22 protein-coding genes are annotated in these 21,346 nt (G+C 68.3%); 7 read left to right on the top strand and 15 right to left on the bottom strand.

Annotation, left to right across the window (positions count from 1 at the left end; translation table 11 throughout):
* The first annotated feature begins 56 nt into the window (after positions 1-56).
* Positions 57-434: a hypothetical protein gene (locus SZ55_RS01320; RefSeq protein ID WP_044400088.1), complete on the top strand. Its 378-nt coding sequence runs from the start codon at positions 57-59 to the stop codon at positions 432-434.
* A gap of 39 nt (positions 435-473) precedes the next feature.
* Complete coding sequence (locus SZ55_RS01315) at positions 474-845, top strand: hypothetical protein (protein ID WP_052807504.1); 372 nt, start codon at positions 474-476, stop codon at positions 843-845.
* Positions 846-916: 71 nt separating this feature from the next.
* On the opposite strand, the gene SZ55_RS01310 is transcribed toward SZ55_RS01315, so the two are convergent.
* Positions 917-1,561 carry a DUF6348 family protein gene (locus tag SZ55_RS01310; protein ID WP_044400085.1) on the bottom strand — a complete coding sequence of 215 codons (645 nt, stop codon included), beginning with the start codon at positions 1,559-1,561 and terminating at the stop codon, positions 917-919.
* A 339-nt stretch (positions 1,562-1,900) separates the two neighbouring features.
* Here SZ55_RS01310 and SZ55_RS27825 point away from each other — a divergent pair, with 339 nt between their 5' ends.
* Positions 1,901-2,185: a hypothetical protein gene (locus SZ55_RS27825; protein ID WP_152644412.1), complete on the top strand. Its 285-nt coding sequence runs from the start codon at positions 1,901-1,903 to the stop codon at positions 2,183-2,185.
* A complete protein-coding gene (locus SZ55_RS01300) occupies positions 2,182-2,877 on the top strand; it encodes a DUF4241 domain-containing protein (RefSeq protein WP_201774856.1) in 696 nt (231 codons plus the stop codon). The genes SZ55_RS27825 and SZ55_RS01300 overlap by 4 nt, the downstream gene beginning before the upstream one ends.
* 13 nt (positions 2,878-2,890) lie before the next feature.
* Here SZ55_RS01300 and SZ55_RS01295 read toward each other — a convergent pair whose 3' ends face one another.
* Positions 2,891-3,373, bottom strand: coding sequence for a hypothetical protein (locus tag SZ55_RS01295; protein ID WP_139233625.1), 483 nt, complete (start codon positions 3,371-3,373; stop codon positions 2,891-2,893).
* A gap of 144 nt (positions 3,374-3,517) precedes the next feature.
* A complete protein-coding gene (locus tag SZ55_RS01290; protein WP_044400079.1) occupies positions 3,518-3,943 on the bottom strand; it encodes a MerR family transcriptional regulator in 426 nt (141 codons plus the stop codon).
* Positions 3,944-4,043: 100 nt separating this feature from the next.
* On the opposite strand from SZ55_RS01290, the gene SZ55_RS01285 reads away from it, so the two are divergent.
* On the top strand, positions 4,044-5,282 hold the full coding sequence (locus SZ55_RS01285; RefSeq protein WP_044400076.1) for an NADH:flavin oxidoreductase/NADH oxidase family protein: 1,239 nt from the start codon (positions 4,044-4,046) through the stop codon (positions 5,280-5,282).
* A 479-nt stretch (positions 5,283-5,761) separates the two neighbouring features.
* Here the strand turns inward: SZ55_RS01285 and SZ55_RS01280 are convergent, their stop codons facing one another.
* The 12 genes from SZ55_RS01280 to SZ55_RS01225 all read right to left on the bottom strand — a co-directional run bounded on the left by SZ55_RS01280 (position 5,762) and on the right by SZ55_RS01225 (position 19,449).
* Positions 5,762-6,349, bottom strand: a complete 588-nt coding sequence (locus tag SZ55_RS01280; protein WP_052807502.1) for a biliverdin-producing heme oxygenase — start codon at positions 6,347-6,349, stop codon at positions 5,762-5,764.
* Positions 6,346-8,733, bottom strand: a complete 2,388-nt coding sequence (locus SZ55_RS01275; protein ID WP_044400073.1) for a response regulator — start codon at positions 8,731-8,733, stop codon at positions 6,346-6,348. Before SZ55_RS01275 ends, SZ55_RS01280 begins: the two co-directional genes overlap by 4 nt.
* Before the next feature lie 36 nt (positions 8,734-8,769).
* Positions 8,770-9,231 carry a response regulator gene (locus SZ55_RS01270; protein ID WP_044400070.1) on the bottom strand — a complete coding sequence of 154 codons (462 nt, stop codon included), beginning with the start codon at positions 9,229-9,231 and terminating at the stop codon, positions 8,770-8,772.
* A gap of 6 nt (positions 9,232-9,237) precedes the next feature.
* Complete coding sequence (locus tag SZ55_RS01265) at positions 9,238-11,505, bottom strand: ATP-binding protein (protein ID WP_044400067.1); 2,268 nt, start codon at positions 11,503-11,505, stop codon at positions 9,238-9,240.
* Between the two features lie 224 nt (positions 11,506-11,729).
* Entirely contained in the window at positions 11,730-12,089 is a 360-nt protein-coding gene (locus SZ55_RS01260; protein ID WP_044400064.1) for a DUF3509 domain-containing protein, read from the bottom strand.
* A 203-nt stretch (positions 12,090-12,292) separates the two neighbouring features.
* Positions 12,293-12,688 carry a hypothetical protein gene (locus SZ55_RS27040; RefSeq protein ID WP_052807501.1) on the bottom strand — a complete coding sequence of 132 codons (396 nt, stop codon included), beginning with the start codon at positions 12,686-12,688 and terminating at the stop codon, positions 12,293-12,295.
* A gap of 251 nt (positions 12,689-12,939) precedes the next feature.
* Positions 12,940-13,422, bottom strand: a complete 483-nt coding sequence (locus tag SZ55_RS01250; RefSeq protein ID WP_044400061.1) for a hypothetical protein — start codon at positions 13,420-13,422, stop codon at positions 12,940-12,942.
* A gap of 147 nt (positions 13,423-13,569) precedes the next feature.
* Positions 13,570-14,676 (bottom strand): NAD(P)/FAD-dependent oxidoreductase, encoded by a 1,107-nt coding sequence (locus tag SZ55_RS01245; RefSeq protein WP_044400058.1) that lies wholly within the window; start codon positions 14,674-14,676, stop codon positions 13,570-13,572.
* Positions 14,677-14,824: 148 nt separating this feature from the next.
* A complete protein-coding gene (locus SZ55_RS01240) occupies positions 14,825-15,856 on the bottom strand; it encodes an ABC transporter substrate-binding protein (RefSeq protein ID WP_107331290.1) in 1,032 nt (343 codons plus the stop codon).
* A gap of 261 nt (positions 15,857-16,117) precedes the next feature.
* Entirely contained in the window at positions 16,118-16,954 is an 837-nt protein-coding gene (locus SZ55_RS01235) for a nitrilase family protein (protein WP_044400055.1), read from the bottom strand.
* Complete coding sequence (locus SZ55_RS01230; RefSeq protein WP_044400052.1) at positions 16,951-18,375, bottom strand: purine-cytosine permease family protein; 1,425 nt, start codon at positions 18,373-18,375, stop codon at positions 16,951-16,953. The genes SZ55_RS01235 and SZ55_RS01230 overlap by 4 nt, the downstream gene beginning before the upstream one ends.
* Positions 18,376-18,612: 237 nt before the next feature.
* Complete coding sequence (locus tag SZ55_RS01225; protein ID WP_044400050.1) at positions 18,613-19,449, bottom strand: AraC family transcriptional regulator; 837 nt, start codon at positions 19,447-19,449, stop codon at positions 18,613-18,615.
* Between the two features lie 242 nt (positions 19,450-19,691).
* On the opposite strand from SZ55_RS01225, the gene SZ55_RS01220 reads away from it, so the two are divergent.
* Together SZ55_RS01220 and SZ55_RS01215 are read left to right on the top strand one after the other, a co-directional pair.
* Positions 19,692-19,994 (top strand): DUF1883 domain-containing protein, encoded by a 303-nt coding sequence (locus SZ55_RS01220; protein WP_044400048.1) that lies wholly within the window; start codon positions 19,692-19,694, stop codon positions 19,992-19,994.
* Between the two features lie 209 nt (positions 19,995-20,203).
* The coding region (locus SZ55_RS01215) for a PepSY-associated TM helix domain-containing protein (RefSeq protein WP_044400046.1) at positions 20,204-21,346 on the top strand (1,143 nt) is incomplete at its 3' end.

Genomic DNA, 21,346 nt, shown 5'->3' with positions numbered 1-21,346 from the left:
TGCAGTGACAACCAGGCGCTCCACGCCCAACAAGAACCCACATGGATGATTGCGTCATGACTGTTTTCCACGCCCTGAAACGCCGCTGTACCCCTGCCAACCTGCTCCGCTGCGCCGTCGCAGTGGGGCTCGCCGCCGTGCTCGGTGGCTGCAACTCCTCCGAATCCGAAGTCCAGAAGGTGGTGATCGACAACCTGCTGGTGAAGGACGTCTACAAGTTCGGCGAATACACCGAAATCGACGGCATCGCCGCCTGCCAGACCGTCAACAGCGTCCGGGCCGACGGCCAGGACACCGGCGACATGCAAGGCTTCGCGATGAAGAAGGACGGTGCCTGGCATTTCCTGAGGTTCCTCGACAGCACTCACGAAGAGTGCGTGCAGGCGGCCAAGGAAGTGACCACGGAATTGGTCGCGAAAGGCTACAAGGGCTGAGCAGCCCGCTGAATTACCGTCACCCTCTGGAGAGATTCAATGCGTACCAAGATCCTGCACATCGGCCTGATCGCCGCCATGGGCCTGCTGGCCGCCTGCGGCTCCTCGCCACGTGCCCCGCAACAACAGATCGTCGGCCAGATCCCGGCGGGCAGCCCCTTTGCCAAGGTCCAGCCCGGCATGTCCATGAAGCAGGTGCATGACCTGATCGGCCAGCCCACCGACAGCTACAACCGCATGACCGGCAAGATGTTCATCCCCTTCTACTTCGGCAGCGACGCCATGCGCATGGAAGAGCTGTACAAGGGCCAGGGCCGCATCACCTACACCGGCGTAGGCGCCACCGGTGCCAACTTCAACGTCTACCAGATCACCTACGACCCGAGCGAAGACGGCTACAACAACCGTTGATCCGTCGCCTCGCCCAACAAGAAGCCCCGCATGATGCGGGGCTTTTTGTTTAAGGGGACGACCCGCTCCGATCAGGCCGGGACGGGCTTGATCACCAGGAAATTCCGCGCGCTGTAATAGGCCTCGGAGTCCTGCCAGGCCAGCCCCGCGAAGCTGTCCATGCCCGCTTGCCAGGGCTCGTTGTCGAACAGCGCCTCCACCGTGCGCTGGTTGTCGAAGGCGCAGAAGAAGTGCCGGAACCAGTGGATGCGCCCATCCAGCGGCAGCGCTCGGATCTGTGCCTCGATGCTGGGGAACAGGTCCTCCGGCAGCGCCGGCACCTTGCCGTCGGCACCGCGCGTGCAGAAGTTGCCCAGGTGCGCCTCGAAGCGCTGCTCGCCCACCTGCCAGGTCTCCACCGTCACCTGGTCCTCGTCGACACGGCCCCAGAGTGCCGAGAGCAGCACGTGGAAGCTGTTGCGGCAGAAGTTCTCCCAGGCATCGCGCAGGCCGGCCTCGCCCTCACCCACGCCGGCGAAGGCTTCCTGGAAGTGGCGGTTGTCATCCTCCAGCAGCACGTCCACATCCAGCCGACCGGTCTTGCCACGGGGATACCAGGTAGCGCGGATCGCCGGCAGCCGGCCACCCGGAGCGACCCACCCTTCGTGCACGACGAACTCGACGCCATGGGCTTCGAACAGTGCAGCCAGAAGCTGCGAAACAGAGACCGGTTCCATCTTCGATCCTTATGCAATGATGGCGCGCCCGACACGGGCCGAAACGGCGCGTAGAGTAACGCGCTTCCGCATCACGAGCCGGTCGTTCGTCAATGAATGCGAGGGAGCTTTTCCAATGCCCTGCCTAATAGGCCCATGCACCGCCATCCGGAGGCTGCGGTGAGAGCCGCCATCTGCATGCTTTGCGGCAGGCCCTGCGTGTGCTGTGGGCTGGTCGACTGCGGATACTGGTTCCGGTTCGCCGACTACCGCCCCTTAGCACCCCGCGCGGCGGGGCACCCGGTCGGGCTTGAGTGGTTCTGCGCTGAGCACAGGGAGGCGGCTAGCGAATGCACGAACATGCCCAGTGACCAGGCTCTGGCGCATCTGGTGGCCCGCTTCGGCAGCATGGCACCCGACCACCCGTGGTCCGAGGAGCCCTCGCTGTGGGTTCTGGACGCAGGCGAGCACCCCATCAAGGTGTTCGCCCTCCTCCGGCTGGCCGCCCAGCTGACTCCGGCACAAGCCCGAGAGCGTATGCAGACGGGGCGCTTCCGGGTGCTGAACGCCAGTAGCTATGAGCTCAAGCGATGGTATGAACTGTTCACCGCCGCTGGCGCACACCTGGAGTACCGCTGCGAATGAAACGCCCCCTCGCCGCCCTCACCCTGCTGCTGGCCCTGTCCACGCTCCACGCCGAGGAGGTTGCCCCCATGAACCACCCGCCCTTCGATGCCGCCTTCGCCGAGGGCTACCAGGTCAAGGTGGAAGGGATCGACTACCGCTTCTACACCCAGCCCATTGGCGAACTGGAGCTGCCCACCGGGCAGCTGGTGGCCTGTGACCCGCTGGTGAGCTGCGACGCGCCTTTCACCCAGGCGGTGCCCAAGGGCCGCTTCCCGCTGCAGTTGGCCATCGCGCGGATCGGCGAGGACGAGCGCATCGCCTTCGCCCGCATCGTCTTCGCGCCGGGCACGGCAACCCGCTGGGAAATGGCCCTGGTGGACGGCCAGGACCCGAGCACCCTGGGCCCGGACGAATTCTTCGGCTACGGCGTGGACAGCGGCACCGGCGGTTTCATGGACGCCGCCGCCCTGCGTCGCTACGAAGCGCAGCGCGAGCAGGAGGGCGAAGCCTTCGACGAGCGCCTGCTAGCCGAGCTGGACAGGACCTACCGGCACACCCGCAGCTGGACCCTGCTGCCGACCGAGGCCGGCAACGTGGCGTTGTTCTCCAGCGGCTATGGCGACGGCGCCTATCCCAGCTACTTCGGCTACGACGCCAGTGGCCGGCTGGTGGCGGTGGTGACCGACTTCCTGCTGGTGCCCTGGCACTGAGGCCGGGGCCGGCTCAGTCGCCCAGGGGCTCCAGGTTGGCGTCGATCCAGCGGCCGCCTTCCTGGCTCAGCTGGCCGGCCTGCGGCTCGGGGTTGGCCGGGTCCAGGCTGGCCTGGCCGGTGTAGCGCAACGCCTCGCCCTCGACGAACAGGCGGTCGATGCGCTGGGGCAGGTAGGGCGAGGTCTGGGAATAACCCGGCACCACATAGAGGCCGCCGTTCCGGGCGGGCTGGAGCGCCGCGATGTGGGTGCGCACTGCACTCGCGTCGCCCACGCAGCCCTCGTCCACCTGGAACAGCGCCAGGTACAGGGGGTGTTCCTCCAGGGTGGCGGGCTCCACCACGGTGAAGGGCACCAGCGTCTTCACCGGCATCGAGAAGCTGCAGCCCAGCGCGCCCGCGTAGTGCTCCAGCACTGCCGGCGCCTTGGCCGCCGCGCCGGATGCCTGCGGATCGGGCAATGCGCCTGCCCAGGCCGCCCCTGTGGATAACGCCATCCCTGCACACACCGCTGCCAACCCTTTCATTGCCCTGCCCTCCACTGACTGATCGATGGGCGAACCCTGCGCGCCCCGGAACCGCGCGCAGTGTCGCTGCAAACGTCCCGCGCCGCCGCGAAGTGGCCCGGCAAAAACGCCAACTCAGCGCTGCGGCAGCGGCTGTGTGCTACTGCGCAGGCGCCCCAGCACGCGCTCGGCATTCTCCTGGCAGCCCATGCCCTCGGGCTTGTCCTCGATGCTGTCGATCACCTGCAGGAGGCGCTCGCGGGCCACCACCAGGCGCGCCTGCATGGCCTCGATCTCCGCCACCTTGCGCCGCAGGCCCTCCAGCATCCGCTCGTGGTTGCCGTGCACCTGGCCGGGGCTGGGCAGCAGGTGGCGCATCTCCTCCAGACTGAAGCCGGCCTGCTGGCCGCAGGCGATCAGCTCCAGCACCGCGAGGGCTTGCTCGGGGTAGTCCCGGTAGCCATTGCCCAGGCGCTGGGCGGCGATCAGGCCACTGGCCTCGTAGAAGCGGATGCGCGAGGCGGTCAGGCCGCTGCGTCGCGCCAGTTCGCCGATTTTCATGGCAGGGGTTCTCCACCTATTGACCTTGAAGCTGACTTTAACCTTAGGCTCTACCGCAGCTCTTCTACCTTTCGTCGATGCCCGCCCGAGGACACCCACCATGTCACCCTTCCAGCCACTCAGCCTGCCCAATGGCACCACCCTGCCCAACCGCATCGCCAAGGCCTCCATGGAGGAGAACCTCGCCGATCCCCGCCAGGCGCCGTCCGATGCGCTGATGCGCCTCTACGCGGCCTGGGCCGAAGGCGGTGTGGGGTTGCTGCTCAGCGGCAACGTGATGGTGGACGCCCGCGCCATGACCGGACCCGGCGGTGTGGTGCTGGAGGATGACCGCCAACTGCCGCGCTTCCGCGAATGGGCAAAGGTGGGCAAGGCCCATGGCGCGCAGTTCTGGCTGCAGCTGAACCACCCCGGCCGGCAGATGCAGGCCAACCTCGGCCAGGCGACCGTGGCCCCGTCGGCGGTGGCCCTGGAGATGGGCAGCCTGTCGCGGATGTTCCCCACCCCGCGTGCGCTGGAGGAACAGGACATCGCCGCCCTGATCGAACGCTTCGCCCACAGCGCCGTGCTGGCCGAGCAGGCCGGCTTCGACGGCGTGCAGATCCACGCCGCCCATGGCTACCTGCTCAGCCAGTTCCTTTCGCCGCTGACCAACCGCCGCCAGGACCGCTGGGGCGGTTCCCTGGAGAACCGCGCGCGCCTGCTGCTGGAGGTGGTGAAGGCGGTGCGGGCGCGGGTATCCCCACGCTTCGGCGTGGGGGTGAAGCTGAACTCGGCGGACTTCCAGCGCGGCGGCTTCGAGCCGCAAGACGCCCGCCAGGTGCTGCTGTGGCTGAACGACCTGCCGGTGGACCTGGTGGAACTCTCCGGCGGCAGCTACGAGGCACCGGCCATGCAGGGCGATGCCCGGGACGGTCGCACCCTCGCGCGGGAAGCGTACTTCCTGGAATTCGCCCGTGAACTGGCCACCGAAGCGCGCATGCCGGTGATGGTCACCGGCGGCATCCGCCGGCTGCCGGTGGTAGAGCAGGTGCTCACCAGCGGCGTGAGCCTGGCCGGTATCGCCACCGCCCTGGCCCTGGACCCGGCCCTGCCGCGCCGCTGGCGTGAAGGCGACAACGCCGCCAGCGCCGAGCTGCCGCCCATCCGCTGGCGCAACAAATCCCTCGCCGCGCTGGCCTACATGTCGGCCGTGAAATACCAGATGCGTCGCCTCGGCGACGGCCAATCCCCCCGCCCCGGCGTCTCCCCCCTGCGCGCCTTGCTCAAGGAGCAATGGCACACCCTCCACCGCACCCGCCATTACCGCCGGCTCATGGCGGAGCGCAGTGAGGGGTAGGTATGGAGACGGCTGCGGGGAATGGCGCGGGTTGATGCGGTTCGCCGAGCGAACCGCATCCTACGGGGGTGCCCGGTGTGTAGGGTGGATGGCGCTTTATCCATCCACCAAAGGGTGTGCCGCCGGCTCCGATGGTGGGCTGAAGCCCACCCTACGCTCAGCCGTAGCCTGGGCTTCAGCCCAGGGATGCGCCGTGGTCCCGGGCTGAAGCCCGGGCTACGTGTCTGACGCCGAGATGGTGAACCGGTGAACCGCGGAGTGTCCGGCAGGGTGCGGAGGCAAACCTAGGATGGGCTGAGCTGTGCGAAGCCCATCATGGCGGAGCTCGGGCACGGGGCGATGCGGTTCGCCGAGCTCACCGCATCCTACGGGTGCCCGATGTGCGTCGAGGCGGTGGGCTGGTGAAGCGCGGAGTGTCCGCCAGCGCGCGGCGACAAACGTAGGATGGGCTGAGCTGTGCGAAGCCCATCATGGCGGGCTCATGCGGGGATTCGATGCGGCTCGCCGAGCTCAGCGCATCCTGCGGATTGTTCGGCAGGGGGTTCGGCGGCGTTCAGGAAGTGGCGGAAGCCGAGGATCACGCCCTGTTCCAGGTCGGCGTGGGGCAGGTCGTGGGCGTGGGCTTCCAGCTGGCGGAGGAAGTCGGGCCAGAGGGGTTGGTCCTGGCCGTGGCCGAGGTAGCGCACGGGCAGGTCAGCCTGGGCGCCGGTGACCTGTCGGGCCAGCAGGCGACCGCCCAGGCGCGAGCCTTCCAGCACGTAGGCCAGGCCCCAGAGCAGGCCCGGTTTGGCGTCCAGGCGGGGCGCGGCTGTCGGTGGCGGCGGCAACCCGAGGTCGGCCAGGTCCGCCAGCAGGGCGTGGCGGCGACAACGTGCCGGCCAGTCGGGTACCAGCTGGGCGATACCGGCCTGCTCCAGGGCCTGTTCCAGCCCCGGCAAGGCGCGGGCATGGGCGCGCAGGAAGGCGCGGTAGCCGTCCGCCTGGCCCAGGTCGAAGCGGGAGAAGGCGGCGTCCACGGCCTCGTGCAACGGGGCACCGGCCTGGCGCAGGTGCTCGCGCACCCTCATGGGCGCTCCTCCAGGGCGGCGCGCAGCTTGGCGGCGATGTCCGCTTCGCGGAAGGGTTTCTGCACCACCACCTGGTCGGGCAGGTCCAGCCCGCCCAGTTCGGCGTAGCCGGTGATGAAGATGACGGGCAGATCGGGCCGCTGCTGCTGCGCCAGGTTGGCCAGCTCGGCGCCGTTCATGCCGGGCATGGCGTAGTCGGTGAGCAGCAGGTCGACGCCCTGTTCCAAGCGCTGCAACGCTTCGCTGCCGCTGCCGACCTCCAGCACCCGGTAGCCCAGCGAGTCCAGCAGCGCGGCGGTCACCTCGCGCACGCGGGGGTCGTCGTCCACCAGCAGGATGGTCCGCGCGGTGCTGCTCGGCCCCGGTGCCGGCACGGCCGCCGGGCGCTCGACGCAAGCCTCGCCGGGGTCGTCGTGGATGCACGGCAGGTAGACCTTGACCCGCGTGCCGCGCCCCGGCTCGGTGTGGATGCTGACGCCGCCGCCGGACTGCTTGGCGAAGCCGAACACCTGGGCCAGGCCGAGCCCGGAGCCCTTGCCCACCTCCTTGGTGGTGAAGAACGGCTCGAAGGCCTTGGCCAGCACCTCCTCGGTCATGCCCACGCCGGTGTCCTCGATGCTCAGCACCACATAGGGGCCCGGCTCCGGGTCTTCGGGGCGCTGCGCGGCGGCCTGCACCACCTCGTTGGCAGTCACCAGGCGCAGGGTGCCGCCCTGGGGCATGGCGTCGCGGGCGTTGATGGCGAGGTTGAGGATGATCATCTCGGTCTGGGTCGGGTCCACCAGCGCCCGCCAGAGGTCGGGGGCGGTGCGGGTTTCCACCCAGATGCCGCCGCCGAGGGTGCGCTGCAGCAGCTCCAGCAGGCCCTGCAGGGTGTCGTTGAGGTTGACCGGCACCGGCTCCAGGCGCTGCCGGCGGGAGAACGCCAGCAACTGCCCGGTGAGCTTGGCGCCGCGCTCGCCGGCCTCGCGGATGTTGTGCAGGCGGCCGAGGATGCGCTCGTGGTTGCCACGCTCGACATCGCGCTCGAGGAAGGTGGCGCTGGTGAGGATGACGGTGAGCAGGTTGTTGAAGTCGTGGGCGACCCCGGCGGTGAGCTGGCCGATGGCTTCCAGGCGCTGCATCTGCTGCAGGGTCGCCTCGATGCGTTCGCGCTCGCGGATCTGCTCGCGCAGGCGCTGGTTGGTGGTGGCCAGTTCGTCGAGCACCGCGCGTTCGCCGGTGATGTCGCGCACGGCGGCGTACATCAGCCCCTCGTCGGGGACGATGGTCCAGGACAGCCAGCGGTAGTCGCCGTCGGTGTGGCGCATGCGGTTGACGAAGCGGGTGGAGACGTTGCCGTCGGCCACGCTCTCGGTCTCGCGCAGGGTCGCCTCGATGTCGTCGGGGTGGATCAGCTGCCACAGCTGCACCCGGGTGAGCTGCTCGCGGGTGAGGCCGAGGGTGTCTTCCCAGGCGGGGTTGAGGGCGATGGGCGTCATGTCGAAGCGCATCACCGCCAGCAGCTCGCGGGAGAGTTCCCAGGTGCGGTCGCGCTCGCGGGTGCGCCGTTCGACGCGCTCGCCGAGCATTTCGTTGAGCCGCTGCAGGGCCTCGGTGGCGTACTTCTGCTCGCTGATGTCCTGCAGCACGCCGATGAAGCGCACGCAGCGCCCCGCCTCGAAGAAGGCCCGGCCACTGGTGAGCACCCAGCGCTCGCGCCCGCCCGGCAGCTGCACGCGGTACTCGGCCTGGTACTCGTTGCCGCTGTCCACGGCCAGCGCCTCCTGGACCTTGCGCTCCAGCAGGGGGCGGTCCTTGGGGTGGCAGCGGTCGAAGAAGGTGACCAGGTCCACCTCGGCGTCCCGGGGCAGTTCGTAGAGGGCCTTGCAGCGTTCGTCCCAGAGCAGCCGGCCGGTCTGCGGGTTGTAGTCCCACATGCCCATGCGCGCGGCGTCGATGGCCAAGCGCGCACGCACCTCCACCTCCATCAGCGCCTCTTCGGCGCGGCGCCGGCGTTCGCGCTCGCGCACCTCGGCCAGGGCCCGGCCCACGGCCTTGGGCAGCAGGCTGAGGTTCTGCTTGAGCACGTAGTCGACGGCGCCCTGGCGCATCATCTCCACCGCGTGTTCTTCGCCGAACACGCCGGAGAGGAAGATGAAGGGCGTCTTCGGCGCCAGGCGCCGGGCCACTTCCAGGGCCTGGGCGCCGGACGAGCCGGGCAGGATGAAATCGCAGAGGATCAGGTCGAAGGTGGCGGCTGCCAGGGCCTGCTCGACCCCGGCGTGGTGGTAGACCAGAGTCGAGTCGACCTCGAGGCCGCTGCGTTCCAGGGTCAGCAGGGCCAGTTCGGCGTCCCGCGGGCTGTCTTCGACCAGCAGCAGTTTGAGTGGCGTTTGCGGCATGGAGTGTGGGGGCTTCCTGTGGGTCGGCGGGCCGTATCAGCTTCCGGGGCGGCGCTGCAGTCGCAGCGAGCCCGGCGGCGGCTCGTTGAGCACGGCCCAGAACACGCCGAGGTCGGAGATGGCGGTGACGAATTCCTTGAATTCGACCGGCTTGACCACGTAGGCGTTCACGCCCAGCTCGTAGGCGCGCTGCAGGTCCGGCTCCTCGCGGGAGGAGGTCAGCATCACGGTGGGGATGCTGCGCAGCTCGGGCGTCTCGCGCACCACCTTGAGCACTTCCAGGCCGTCGACCTTGGGCAGCTTCAGGTCCAGCAGCAGCACGGCGGGGTTGCCGTCGTCACGCTGGGCGTAGTGGTTGCGACGCAACAGGTAATCGAGGGCGTCGGCGCCGTCACGCATGACGACGACATCGTTGGCCAGCTGGCTGCGCTCCAAAGCGACCAGCGTGAGTTCCAGGTCGTGGGGGTTGTCCTCGACCAGCAGGATGGGTTTGAGCATGGGTAATCACTCAGTGGGTAGTTGACTGTGCTGCGCCCTCAGGGGCAGTGCGAAATGAAATCGGGCGCCCTCGCCCACGCGTCCCTCGGCCCATACGCGGCCGTCGTGGCGTTCGATGATGCGGCGCACACTGGCCAGGCCGATGCCGGTGCCCTCGAACTCTTCCATGCGATGCAGGCGCTGGAACACGCCGAACAGCTTGCCGGCGTACGCCATGTCGAAGCCCACGCCGTTGTCGCTCACCGTCACCACCACTTCGTCGCCCTCGGTGCGGGCGCTGACCTCGATCACCGCCGGGTCGCGGTCGCGGCTGTACTTCACGGCGTTGGCCAGCAGGTTGCGCATGGCCAGGTGGAGGAAGGCGGCATCGGCGATGAGCGTGGGCAGCCCGGCGATGTGCCATTGGATGTTGCGGCCTACCAGGTCCGGCTCCATCTCCTTGAGGATGGCGTCCACCAGGGCCTGCAGGTCCACGTCGGAGAAGCGCAGGGCTGCGCGGCCCATCTGCGAGAAGCTCAGCAGGTTGTCCACCAGGGTGCCGGCGAAGCGGGCGGATTCGCCGATGTGGTCAAGGAAGCGCAGCCCCCGTTCGGACAGGCGACTGCCTTCGAATTCCCCCAGCAGCTCGGCGTAACCCGCGATGTGCCGCAACGGTGCGCGCAGGTCATGGGACACGCTGTAGGAGAAGGCTTCCAGTTCCTTGTTGGATTTCTTCAGCTCGCTGGCCAGCGCAGCCATCTCCTCGGCCTTGCGCAGGACGATGCCGAGCACGGCGGTGCGCAGCTCCCAGACGCCCTCGATCTCCAGCGGGTCCCAGGGACTCGAGTAGCCGCGTACGGTCTGCTGCCAGCGTTCGAAGCTGTGCCGCGGGCTGAGGCCACCGCTGGGGTCGACGCTCTTTTCCGGGCGCCCGGCCCATTCGACGGTGCGCGCCTGCTCGGGCTTGAACCACACCAGGTAGTGGGAATGGATCTGCGAGATGGCCACGGCCAGCACGCCCGCGGCATGCCGGGCGAGTTCGGGCAGTTCGTCGATGTCGCGGCCGACGTTGTCGCTGTGGAACACGTTGATGCCGGGGCGCCGGGCCAGCCAGTGCACCAGCGCCGTCACCTGGGCCTGGGGCGGGGTCTCGCCCACCAGGTCGCAGCGGGCGGCGGAAATGATCGCTGCGCCGCTGGCCTTTGCGAAGCCGAGGAAGGTCTCCGGCTGGGCCAGCAGGCCGCCGCTGATGCTGTCGCGGTCGGCCATGGCCGAGAGCATCTGGACGATGTGCTGGCGCAGGCTCAGCAGGTGCTCGGTGCGGTCGTGGGCCTCGCGGCTCTCGATCTGCAGCGAGAGCACGCTGCCGAGCATTTCGCAGGCGGTGCGGGTCTGGAAGCCCACGCCCCGGGGGTGCAGGTCGTGGCAGGAGATCAGTCCCCACAGCTCGCCACGCACCACGATGGAGACGGACATGGAGGCCAGGGTGCCCATGTTGCGCATGTACTGCAGGTGCACCGGCGAGACGCTGCGCAGGGCGGCGAAGCTGAGGTCAAGCGGGCGCCCGGTGAGCGGGTTCTGCGCCGGGTACAGCGGCGAGGGCGTGTAGTGGGCGTCCTCGATCACGCGGATGCGGTTGGCGCGGTACAGCGCGCGCGCCTGGGGAGGGATGTCGGAAGCGGGAAAGCACAGGCCGAGGTAGCGCGGGTAGCCCTCGTCGGCCTCTTCGGCCAGCACCAGGCCGTTGCCCTCGGCGTCGAAGCGGTAGGCCTTGACCCGGCCGAAACCGGTGATGCGCTTCATCTCCTGCACCGCGTGGCGGCAAAGCTCGTCGACGTTGTCGGCGTCCTGCAGGCGGGCGACGAAGCTGCGCACCAGCGGGTAGAAATTGCCGTAGGCGGAGATGGCGTCGCTGGCCGGCTCGAACTCGGCGATCAGCACCTGGTCGTGGCGGTGCACCATCATCGCCACCGGGAGCGAACGCTCCTGGCCGATGGCAAAGCGCACGTCCCCCAGGTGGAAGGGATTGGGGTCTTCCAGGGCCAGCCCCTGCAGGCGGCCCTGGAGCACAGCGGCGTGTTCGAAGAGGCGCTCGAACGGGAGCCCGATCAGTTCGCTGGCGGGCAGGCCGAGCCAGTCCTGGACGTTCTCGCTGGCCTGCACCACGCAGCCACGGCCTTCGTCGAAGACCAGCATGAAACCGTGGGGCTGGATGCTGCCCGGGATGTGGATGGGCTCTTTGGCACAGGCTTCGGTCGCAGCCGCCAGGTCCTCGGTGCTGTCGATGGGTGTCACAACGCGATCTCCTTTCGTGTCCTCGCGGCGGGGAAAACCCACACGACTTACCGGGTAATAGGCCGGATCTGACGTGAACGAGGGCACAAACTAACAGAACCTCTACCAGCAGTCGTTGCTGGCATAACGATTCTTCCGACGGGGTTCGGAATGGTGGAGTACGGAAATCGCGAAAAATTCCCTGCCAGCGGACCGGCGTCATGGCCGATCCGCTGCGCCGGGCTTCAGCTGGCCACGGCGCGACGGGCGTTGAGCAATTCCAGGCGGCGGCGTTCGACCAGGGTCTTGGCGGCGGTCATGTGGATCGGGCCACCGGTGAAGGTGGGCAGCTCGCGATTGAGCCAGGTGTCGCCCTCGCCCTTCCAGGTCACTTCGCCGGAGGCCAGCTTCATTTCCCGCTGCATCTCGCGGATCACCCCACGCACCCGCTCGATGCAGAACACCGCATCGCTCGGGATGGCCTTGCGCAACGGCTCCTCGCCGTCCTTGCCCAGGGTCAGCAGCAACATGCCGTCCGGACGCGGGCGGATGGACACTTCGTAACCGGGAAAAGCGTCGAAGAATTCCTTGATGGCGATCTGCATTGTTCGGCTCCCTGTCAGTGGATTGGGCTTTTGGACCCAGGCATTTGCAGGGCGCATGCCAGCCGAACGATAAATCTATCCATTTGATTTAAAAGGAATTTATTTGACATGAAGGCAGTTTGATATATGCAGCCTGCACGATGGCACGTTGATCGCCTTGCAAAATGCAAGACGACCGAGGGCAGCCCGAATGCAGTGCGACCTCAGTCCAGCACCATGGCCTGTACCAGCGTGAGCCCTTCGTGATCGCGGTAGGCATAAAGGGACTCGTATTGAAATGACAGCAGGAAGCGCGCAGAGGTTGCAGCCGCAAGCTGGACGATAAGGTGATGGATGTCGCCCCAGCTCTCCGCCAAGCGATTGTTGGCGCAATGAAAAACGCCGCTTAAACCGACCTTCCAATCCACGCTGTGGTGGTCGAGTCCCACGTCCCGAGCAGGCTCCTCCCGACGGAACGCGAATACCGCCCACGAGCGTTCGAACACGCCCTCCAGTCGATCCGGCCCCTCCTCCCACCGCTCCCCACTCGCACGAAGAATGGCCTCCACGACCGCAAGCGGAACGCCTTCTTCGACTTCCAGGCACATCAGGATGGACATCTCATTTCTCCTCGCGAAAGCAGCTGTGCTCGTAGCCTGGGCTTCAGCCCAGGGAAATGGTGCGGGACACTCCCGGACTGAAGTCCGGGCTACAGCCAACACCCTGGCACCCGTAGCCTGGGCTTCAGCCCAGGGAAATGGCGCGGGGCACTCCCGGACTGAAGTCCGGGCTACAGGCAACCCCCTGGCACCCGTAGCCTGGGCTTCAGCCCAGGGAAAAGGTGCGGGGCATCCCCGGACTGAAGTCCGGGCTACAGCTCATGAAGGGTGCCGATGGGGTCCTTGCAGAAGCGATACGCCCGCGATGCCTTGAAGGCACATAGCAATGAGAGCAGCGAAGGCTCAAGCGGCGAACCGGTTCCCTTGAGGACGATCAGGCACTCAGCATCACAGGCAAGTTGTGCAAAAAACTCCAGATCAGGTAGCGGACTGGATCGCGCATCAACGCGACAATTCACGTCATCGCTCCAGATTTCGACGCTGGTGCCGCGCTCGTCTCCGTACATTTCAGCCTCCTCGCTCCAGGAGCGGCGAAGCGGCAATCGCTCCCGCACAACCTGCACGACCTGATGACTGACACCCCCTTCCCAGTAGTTGGGGTAGTCCGAGTCCAGATCGAACTCCTCCTCCAGATCGAAGGCCGCGTAGCCGTCCAGACTGTCCGGCACACACCCGTGAAGCGCCACCACAGCCGCCTTGGGCACAAGGCTGAAATCGAATTGCCAGATGGCCATGCTCCCTCCTGAACAGAAATCCGATGTTTACCGCAACAACCCGCCAGACAACGCCCAAGCCCCCGTAGCCTGGGCTTCAGCCCAGGAAAATGGTGCGGGGCACTCCCGGACTGAAGTCCGGGCTACAGGGCGGCAGCTCCACGCCCCCTAACGCTCCAACGCCTGCCGCACCCCGTCGGCGATGGCCAGGCTGGAGGTGAGGCCGGGGGATTCGATGCCGAACAGGTTGACCAGGCCGGGGATGCAGTGGTCCTCGGGGCCGCTGATGCGGAAGTCCGCTGCGGGCTCGTCGGGGCTGCTGATCTTCGGGCGGATGCCGGCGTAGTCCGGCTGCAGCGCGCCGTCGGGCAGGCCCGGCCAGTAGCGGCGGATGGCGGCGTAGAAGCCGTCGGAGCGGCGTGGGTCGACCTGGTAGTCCTCGGTATCCGTCCATTGCACGTCGGGGCCGAAGCGGGCCTGGCCGCCCAGGTCGAGGGTCATGTGCACGCCCAGGCCGGCGGCCTCCGGCGCGGGGTAGACCAGGCGGCTGAACGGTGCCCGTCCGGCGAGGCTGAAGTAGTGGCCCTTGCACAGGTAGCCGCGCGGGACATGGGCGGCCGGCAGCCCGTCGATGCGGCCAGCCAGGCCTGGGGCGCCGAGGCCGGCGGCGTTGACCAGCAGGCGGCAACCGAGGGTGGTCGGGCTGGCGCCGCCCACCGTCAGCTGGAAGCCGTCGCCCTGCACCTGCGCCGACAGCAGCGGCGACCCCAGGGCCAGGGCGGCACCGGCGGCCTCGGCGTCGCCGAGCAGCGCCAGCATCAGGCCGTGGGAATCGACGATGCCGGTGGACGGCGAATGCAGCGCGGCCACGCAGTGCAGGTCGGGTTCCAGCGCCAGGGCCTGGTCGCGGCTCAGCAGGCGCAGGTCATCCACGCCGTTGGCCAGCCCCCGCGCCAGCAGGGCCTGGAGCGGCGCCACCTGGGCGTCATCGGTGGCGACGATCAGCTTGCCGAGCTGTTGCACGGCCACGCCGTGGCTGCGGCAGAAGGCCAGGAGCCGATGGCGACCGTCGACGCACAGGCGCGCCTTGAGGCTGCCCGGCGGGTAGTAGATGCCGGCGTGGATCACTTCGGAATTGCGCGAGCTGATGCCGGTGCCGATGGCGTCGGCCGCTTCGACGATCACCACTTCGAGCCCTGCCTGGGCCAGTGCACGGGCCACGGCCAGGCCGACCACGCCGGCCCCCACCACCACGCATTCGATATCCACTGCCATCGCTTCGCTCCCTGTCAGGCGGCTGCCCGGCAACGCGGTACCGGGGCTGGCGCAGCGTGCCAGAGGCGCGGGCCCGACGTCGACCGCAGCGGAAGACGCTGCCGGAAAAACGAAGCGGCCTGGACGGCCGCTTCAGGGTGGGGCGGGGTCAGTTCTTCACCCAGTTCTCGAAACGCGCTTCGAGGTCGGCATGGGCCGCCCAGAACGTGACGTTCATCGGCAGGGCATCGCGGATGTTCTGCGGGGCGGTGGGCAGGGTGGCGGCGATGGCCGGGTTGATCATGGCGATCGCCTTGTTGTTCACCGGGCTGTAGGAGATGCCTTCGGCGAAGGCCTTCTGCTGGTCCGGCTGGCTGACGAAGTGGACGAACTTCTTCGCCAGCTCGCCTTTCCACGAGCCCTTGGGCAGGGCCCAGTAGTCGAAGTCGTAGATGTTGCCGCCCCAGGCCATGGCCAGGCTGCGGGTCTCCTTCTGGGCGGTGGCGATGCGGCCGTTGTAGGCGGAGCTCATGGCCACCTTGCCGTCCTGCAGGGCGCGCACCGGCTCGGCGCCGGACTTCCACCAGACGACGCTGGACTTGATCTCGTCGAGCTTGCGGAAGGCGCGGTCGACACCGGCGGGGGTGTCGAGCACCTGGTAGACCTCGTTCGGCGCGACGCCGTCGGCCATCAGGGCGAATTCCAGGTTGTACTTGGCGCCATGGCGCAGGCCGCGCTTGCCGGGGTACTTGCGCAGGTCCCAGAAGTCGGCCCAGCCGCGCGGGGCGTCCTTGATGCGGGCGGAGTCGTAGGCGAGCACGGTGGACCAGACGAAGATGCCCACGCCGCAGGGTTGCAGGGCACCGGCGACGAAGTCGCTGGGGTTGCCCACCAGGGCCGGGTCGATCTTCTCGAACAGGCCTTCTTCACAGCCGCGTGCCAGTTCGGGGGCCTCCACCTCCACCACGTCCCAGGTCACGTGGCTGATGTCGATCATGCTCTTGAGCTTGTCGAGATCGCCGTTGTACGAGCCGTGGACCACGGCGTCGCCGGTGCTGGCCTTGAACGGCTTGAAGAAGGCTTCCTTCTGCACGTCCTTGTTGGCACCGCCGAAGGTGATGACCGTGACGAAATCCGCCGAGGCCGGCAGGCAGGTGACTGCCAGCGCCAGGCCCAGGGCGCGTCTTACCGCAACAACCATGGAAAACTCCCTCTTTTGCTGTTGGTTCGCGGGGCACGGCGCTGTGACCGGTCGCCCCTTTATTGTGTTTGTGATGACGGACCGGATGCCTGGCGTCGCGCAGCGAAGCCACCCTCGGCACCCTTGTCGCCGTTGTGAAACGGGGGCGCGTAGTCTGAACCCATCGCTCACCGAAGGGTATGCGCTCCGTCACAGTGACGACTGCTTCACAGGCTCTGGCATGCCTGTTTCACGTTTTACGCAGAAAGGGAGGCAGGCCCCTCAGGGGGCCTGGTAGAGCGCGGGGCGGCGGTCACCGTGGACGTCGTTGCGGGCACTGATGCGCTTGTCGTCGGCCTGGGCCAGGTGGAGGGTCGCCAGCAGCAGGCGCTCGCCGCCCTCCACCGGGCCGGCCAGGGGGAAGCCGTCGGCATCGACGATCACCGAGCCCTGCACCCAGTCCTGCCCGCGTTCGTGGCCGTGGCGGTCGCAGGCGGCGATGAACATGCGGTTCACCGCCGCGTTGGCCTGCACCCGCACCACTTCCGCCGGGCGTTCGCCCTGGGGACGCGGGCCCAGGGGCCAGTTCACCGGGGCGCAGAGCAGTTGGGCGCCGGCCAGGGCCGGCAGGCGCACCCATTCGGGGAACTCCAGGTCGTAGCAGATCATCAGCCCCAGGCGGCCGTGGACGGTATCCACCACCGGCGGCGCTGCGTCGCCGGGGATGAACAGGGCCTTCTCGGCATCCCACAGGTGGGCCTTGCGGTAATGCGCGCGCAGGCCGTCCGGGTCCACCAGCACGGCGCTGTTGGCCAGCTCGCAGTCGTCGCGGCGCTCGCAGAAACCGGCGGCGATCACCACCCCCAGCTCCCGCGCCAGGGCCTGCCAGTGGCTGACCGCCGGGCCGTCCAGGGGCTCGGAAAGCGCCAGGGCCTCGGCCTTGTCGCGGAACAGGTAGCCGCTCTGCACCAGCTCCGGCAGGACGATGATGTGTGCGCCCTCCAGGGCCGCACGGCGGATGGCGCCCTCGGCCAGGGCGCGGTTGTGGGCCAGTTCGCCGATGCGCGGCGCCACCTGGCAGCAGGCCACCTTCACCGGGGCGACGGGGCGGGTGTTCATGGGCGCGGGTCCTCCAGGCGTTGCGGGTCGAGGGCGGCGAGGCGTTCTTCCTCGCTGCGGTCCTGGTGGCGGCATTGCAGCCAGTAGGCCAGGCCGGCCACCGGCAGGCCGATGGCGAAGGCGATGTCGGCACCGCCCAGGGCGGTGGCGAAGGGGCCGCTCCAGAAGCTCAGGGACATAAACGGCACCATGGCCAGCAGGCCCAGGCCGTAGGCCACCAGGCCGGGGCGCGACCAGCCGCGGTAGACGCCCTCGGGGTTGAAGATCTCGGCGATGGCGTAGCGGCCCTTGCGCACCAGGTAGAAGTCCACCAGGTTCACCGCCGTCCACGGCACGAGGAAGTAGAGCATCAGCAGCACGAAGGTGTTGAAGCTGCCCAGGTAGCTCTCCGGGATCATCCGTGCCACCAGCAGGATCACCAGCGCCACCACGCTGATGCCGACCACCCGCACGCCCAGGGTCGGGCGCACGCGGGAGAAGGCGTCCAGCGCGCTGAGCCCGGTGAGCATGGCGCCGTAGCAGTTGACCGCCATGATGCCCACCAGCGAGGGCACCGCCACCAGCACGATGAGGGTGCCGAAGCCGTCGTGCAGCTGGTTGCCCAGCTCGCGCACGCTGCCGATGGCGTCCGGCGCCGGCAGGGCCGAGGCGAGGAAGGCACCGAGGGACATCAGCCACAGCGCCGAGGCGCCGGCCCCCAGGTAGGTCCAGAAGATGACCTTGCCGGCGGGGGTTTCCTCCGGCAGGTAGCGCGAGTAGTCGGAGACGTACACCGAGTAGCTGATCTGGTAGCCGGCGGCCGCCGAGAGCTGCACGAGGAAGGCGCTCCAGCTGAAGCCGCTGCCCTGCAGCGCGGCATCGGCGCTGAGCTGGGTCACGGCGAACAGGGTCAGGGCACCGAACACCGCGATCATCAGCCAGGTCAGCCAGCGCTGCACGGCGTGCAGCAGGTCATGGCCGACGATGGCCAGCAGCACCGCCAGCCCCACCAGCAGCACGTACCAGGGGGTGCGCGCGCCGGGCAGCACGGTGTTGATGGCGTCGGTGGCGAGGATGACGTTGAACACGTTGAAGCCGATGTACACGAACACCACGGCGAGGAATGGCACCACCGCGCCGCGCACGCCGAACTGCGGGCGCGACTGGATCATCTGCGGCAGGCCCATGCGCGGCCCCTGGTTGGCGTGGAAGGCCATGAAGAAGGTGCCGATGCACACGCCGATGAGGATCGCCAGGATCGAACCCAGCGCCCCCAACCCCAGGGCCGGCCCGGTGAAACCCGTGACCAGGGTGGTGAGCACGAAGTTGCCGGTGAACCAGAACGGCCCCTGGTGCCACACCTTGCCGTGGCGTTCGTGGCGGGGCACGTAGTCGATGGAGCGCACCTCGATCATCGGGCGCGCGTCGTGCTGTTGAGTCATGGGAAGTCCTCGTCCGGTAGGGAAGTTGAAGGCGCGGCGACGGGCGCGGATCAGGACGAGGGGACGGGGCGCAGGGCGAACGAGGCGTCAGGCATGGCAGTGCTCGGCGTTGTTGTAATGGTTGTGCGCCGGACTCTAGCCAAGCGGTTGCTCGGGATACATCGGACAGGACAAATACTCAGTTGCGGATTCTGCAAACTATCGCGCCGCCTTCCCCCGGGAAGGCGGCGCCGGGCGTCAGCCCGCGAGCATCATGCAGATGCGCGTCTGCAACTGGGCAGGCGGGGTGCTGCGCGGGTCGTTCAGGTACTGCTCGAACATCGGGCAGTCGCCCGGCTCCAGCCCGCTCTCCGGCAGCCAGCGCGAGTACAGCCAGTCATAGGCCTTGCCCATCTCGTTGTAGGGCCCGGTGTAGGTGAGCATGGCGCAGCGCCCGGCGGGTATCTCGTAGCGCTCCAGCTCGCCGCCGATCACCGCCTGCGGGGACACGGAAATACCCGCCAGCGAGCGCAGGCGCGCCTCGGGCACCTGGGCCGGATCGTCGAAGTAGACGCCGTACATCAGGCAGTCGGGGCCGAGCAGCCCCTGGCCCATGGCGAGCATGAAGGCGCGGCCGAACAGCGGGCCGATGCCCTGGTAGCTGCCCTGGTGCGGCAGCGTGGCGAGGACGGCGCCTGGGAAGGTTTCGATGGCGATGGGGTACATGGCGAGCTCCTGGGGGTCGAGCGGGCGGGCCCGGGTTTCGCGGTAGCGTCCCGGGGGCAGCCCGAAGTGGGCGCCAAAGGCGCGGTTGAAGGCGGCGTGCGAGCTGTACCCGGCACGCCGGCCGACCCGTTCCAGCGAATCCCCCGTACCGGCCAGGGCCACCGCCGCGCGGTGCATGCGCAGCCGCTGGACCGTGGCATTGACCGTCTCGCCGAGCATCGCGCGGTACACGCGGTGGAAGTGGTACGGCGACAGGCAGGCCAGCTCCGCCAGGTGGTGGAGGTCCGGATCGGCGTCCGGGTGAGCGGCCAGCCAGCGCAGCACCGGGTCGATGCGGCGGGCGTAGTGAGCGAGGGKTTCGGGTTTCATGGTCAGCCTCCCTGGACCAGACGCTAGCGGCAGCGGGTTTGCAGGAATTGCGATCTTTCGCTGCGCAGCCTAGACCGGGCTCGCGCCCGCAGCGGGGGATCATTCCCGGGCCGCCGGCGCCCGGCAACCGCGCCCTGGCGAATCCGGGCATTCCGTCGCGCACGCCGTGCCCGGGGCAGCGGGACGCCGGCCGGCCGTGCTATCGTTGCGCCCCCGCGTCACCCCTGCTCCGGAGCCTTGCCATGAAGTTCATCCATCAACGCGAACACCTCAACGAAGGCGACCTGGTCGTCATCGAGTGCTCGCAGGTCTGCAACATCCGCCTGATGAGCGATGCCAACTTCCGCAGCTTCAAGAACGGCGGCCGCCACACCTACCACGGCGGCGCCTTCGACCGCTTCCCGGCGCGCATCACGGTGCCCAGCACGGGCTTCTGGAACATCACCATCGACACGGTGACCCGCCGCGCCATCAGCGTCACCCGCAAGCCCACCCTGAAGCACTCCATCAAGTTCGTGCGCCGCTCCAGCTCCCACATGGGCTGAGCCCGGCCGGCGCGGAAACATTTTCTTTCACCTGACCCTGTCGGTTTTTCCGCGCTCATCCGTCCTTACTGTTAGGCACTCCTCTCCATGCACCTGCCGCGCCCTTGCCGGGGCGGGCCGGTGCCGAGCGCCCCTTTGGCTAGTTTCCGCCCGCCATCCCGGCGGGCGGTCTTTTTCATCGCCCCGAACAGTCAGGACCGCGCTCCGTCATGTCCAAGAAGTCCCGCTCGCGAACCTGGTTCCTGGTCCACAGCTGGCTGGCCCTGCCGATCTGGTTCTTCGTCTTCCTCGTCTGCGCCACCGGCACCCTGGCGGTGCTCAGTGAGGAGATCATCTGGCTGGCCAACCCCGACGTGCGCGCCACCCGCCCCGCCGATGACACCCAGCCCCTCGGCTTCGACCAGGTCGTCGCCGCCATCGCCCGCCAGCAGCCGGATGCCGCCATCGAGTGGCTGGCCAAGCCGGAGGAGGACCACTTCGCCCTCACGGCGGCGGTCAGCTACCCCGACACCCGCACCGCCACGCTCTACGTCAACCCGTACACCGGGGTGATCCAGGGCAGCAGCCCGCTGTTCGACTTCCGCCAGTTCACCCGTGCCCTGCACGGCTGGTGGCTGGTGCCCTTCACCAACGGCTACAGCTGGGGCTGGTACCTGGTGTCGCTGCTGGCCCTGCCGATGCTCGCCTCGCTGGTCACCGGGCTGGTGGTGTACAAGCGCTTCTGGCGCGGCTTCCTGCGGCCGACCCTGCGCATCCGCCAGGGCGCGCGGATCTTCTGGGGCGACTTCCACCGCCTGGTGGGCATCTGGTCCATCTGGTTCATCGCGGTGATCGCCGTCACCGGCACCTGGTTCCTGATCCGCGCGGTGCTCTACGACAACCACATCTCCATCTCCAGCGAAGGCCCGCCCACGCTGATCGCCCGCGAGGCGCTGCCGCGCCCCGAGCCCGGCCAGCCGGTGCCGCGCATCGGCGTGGACCAGGCGGTGGAGGTGGCGACGCGCACCATCCCCGGCTTCGAGGTGAGCTTCGTGATCTTCCCGGCGGACGCCTTCACCCCGCTGGAGGTGGGCGGCCGGGGCTGGTACCCGCTGATGTTCCAGACCGCCGAGGTGAACCCCTACGACGGCACCCTGCTGGGCTCGCACCTGCTCGGCGACCGCAACGCCCTGGAGTTCGTCACCGAGTCCATGCGTCCGCTGCACACCGGCGATTTCGGTGGCATCTGGGTCAAGCTGCTGTGGTTCGTGTTCGGCCTGCTGCTGACGATGATGGTGCTCAGCGGCCTGCTGATCTGGAGCAAACGCACCGTGCTGGCCACCGCCAAGGCGATGAAACGCCCACCCCGCCCA

It is taken from the genome of Pseudomonas sp. FeS53a (genome assembly GCF_000931385.1).
GTDB classification, from domain to species: Bacteria; Pseudomonadota; Gammaproteobacteria; order Pseudomonadales; family Pseudomonadaceae; genus Metapseudomonas; species Metapseudomonas otitidis.
Note: the sequence above shows the minus strand (reverse complement) of the source record. Positions and strands in the feature narration are given on the sequence as shown.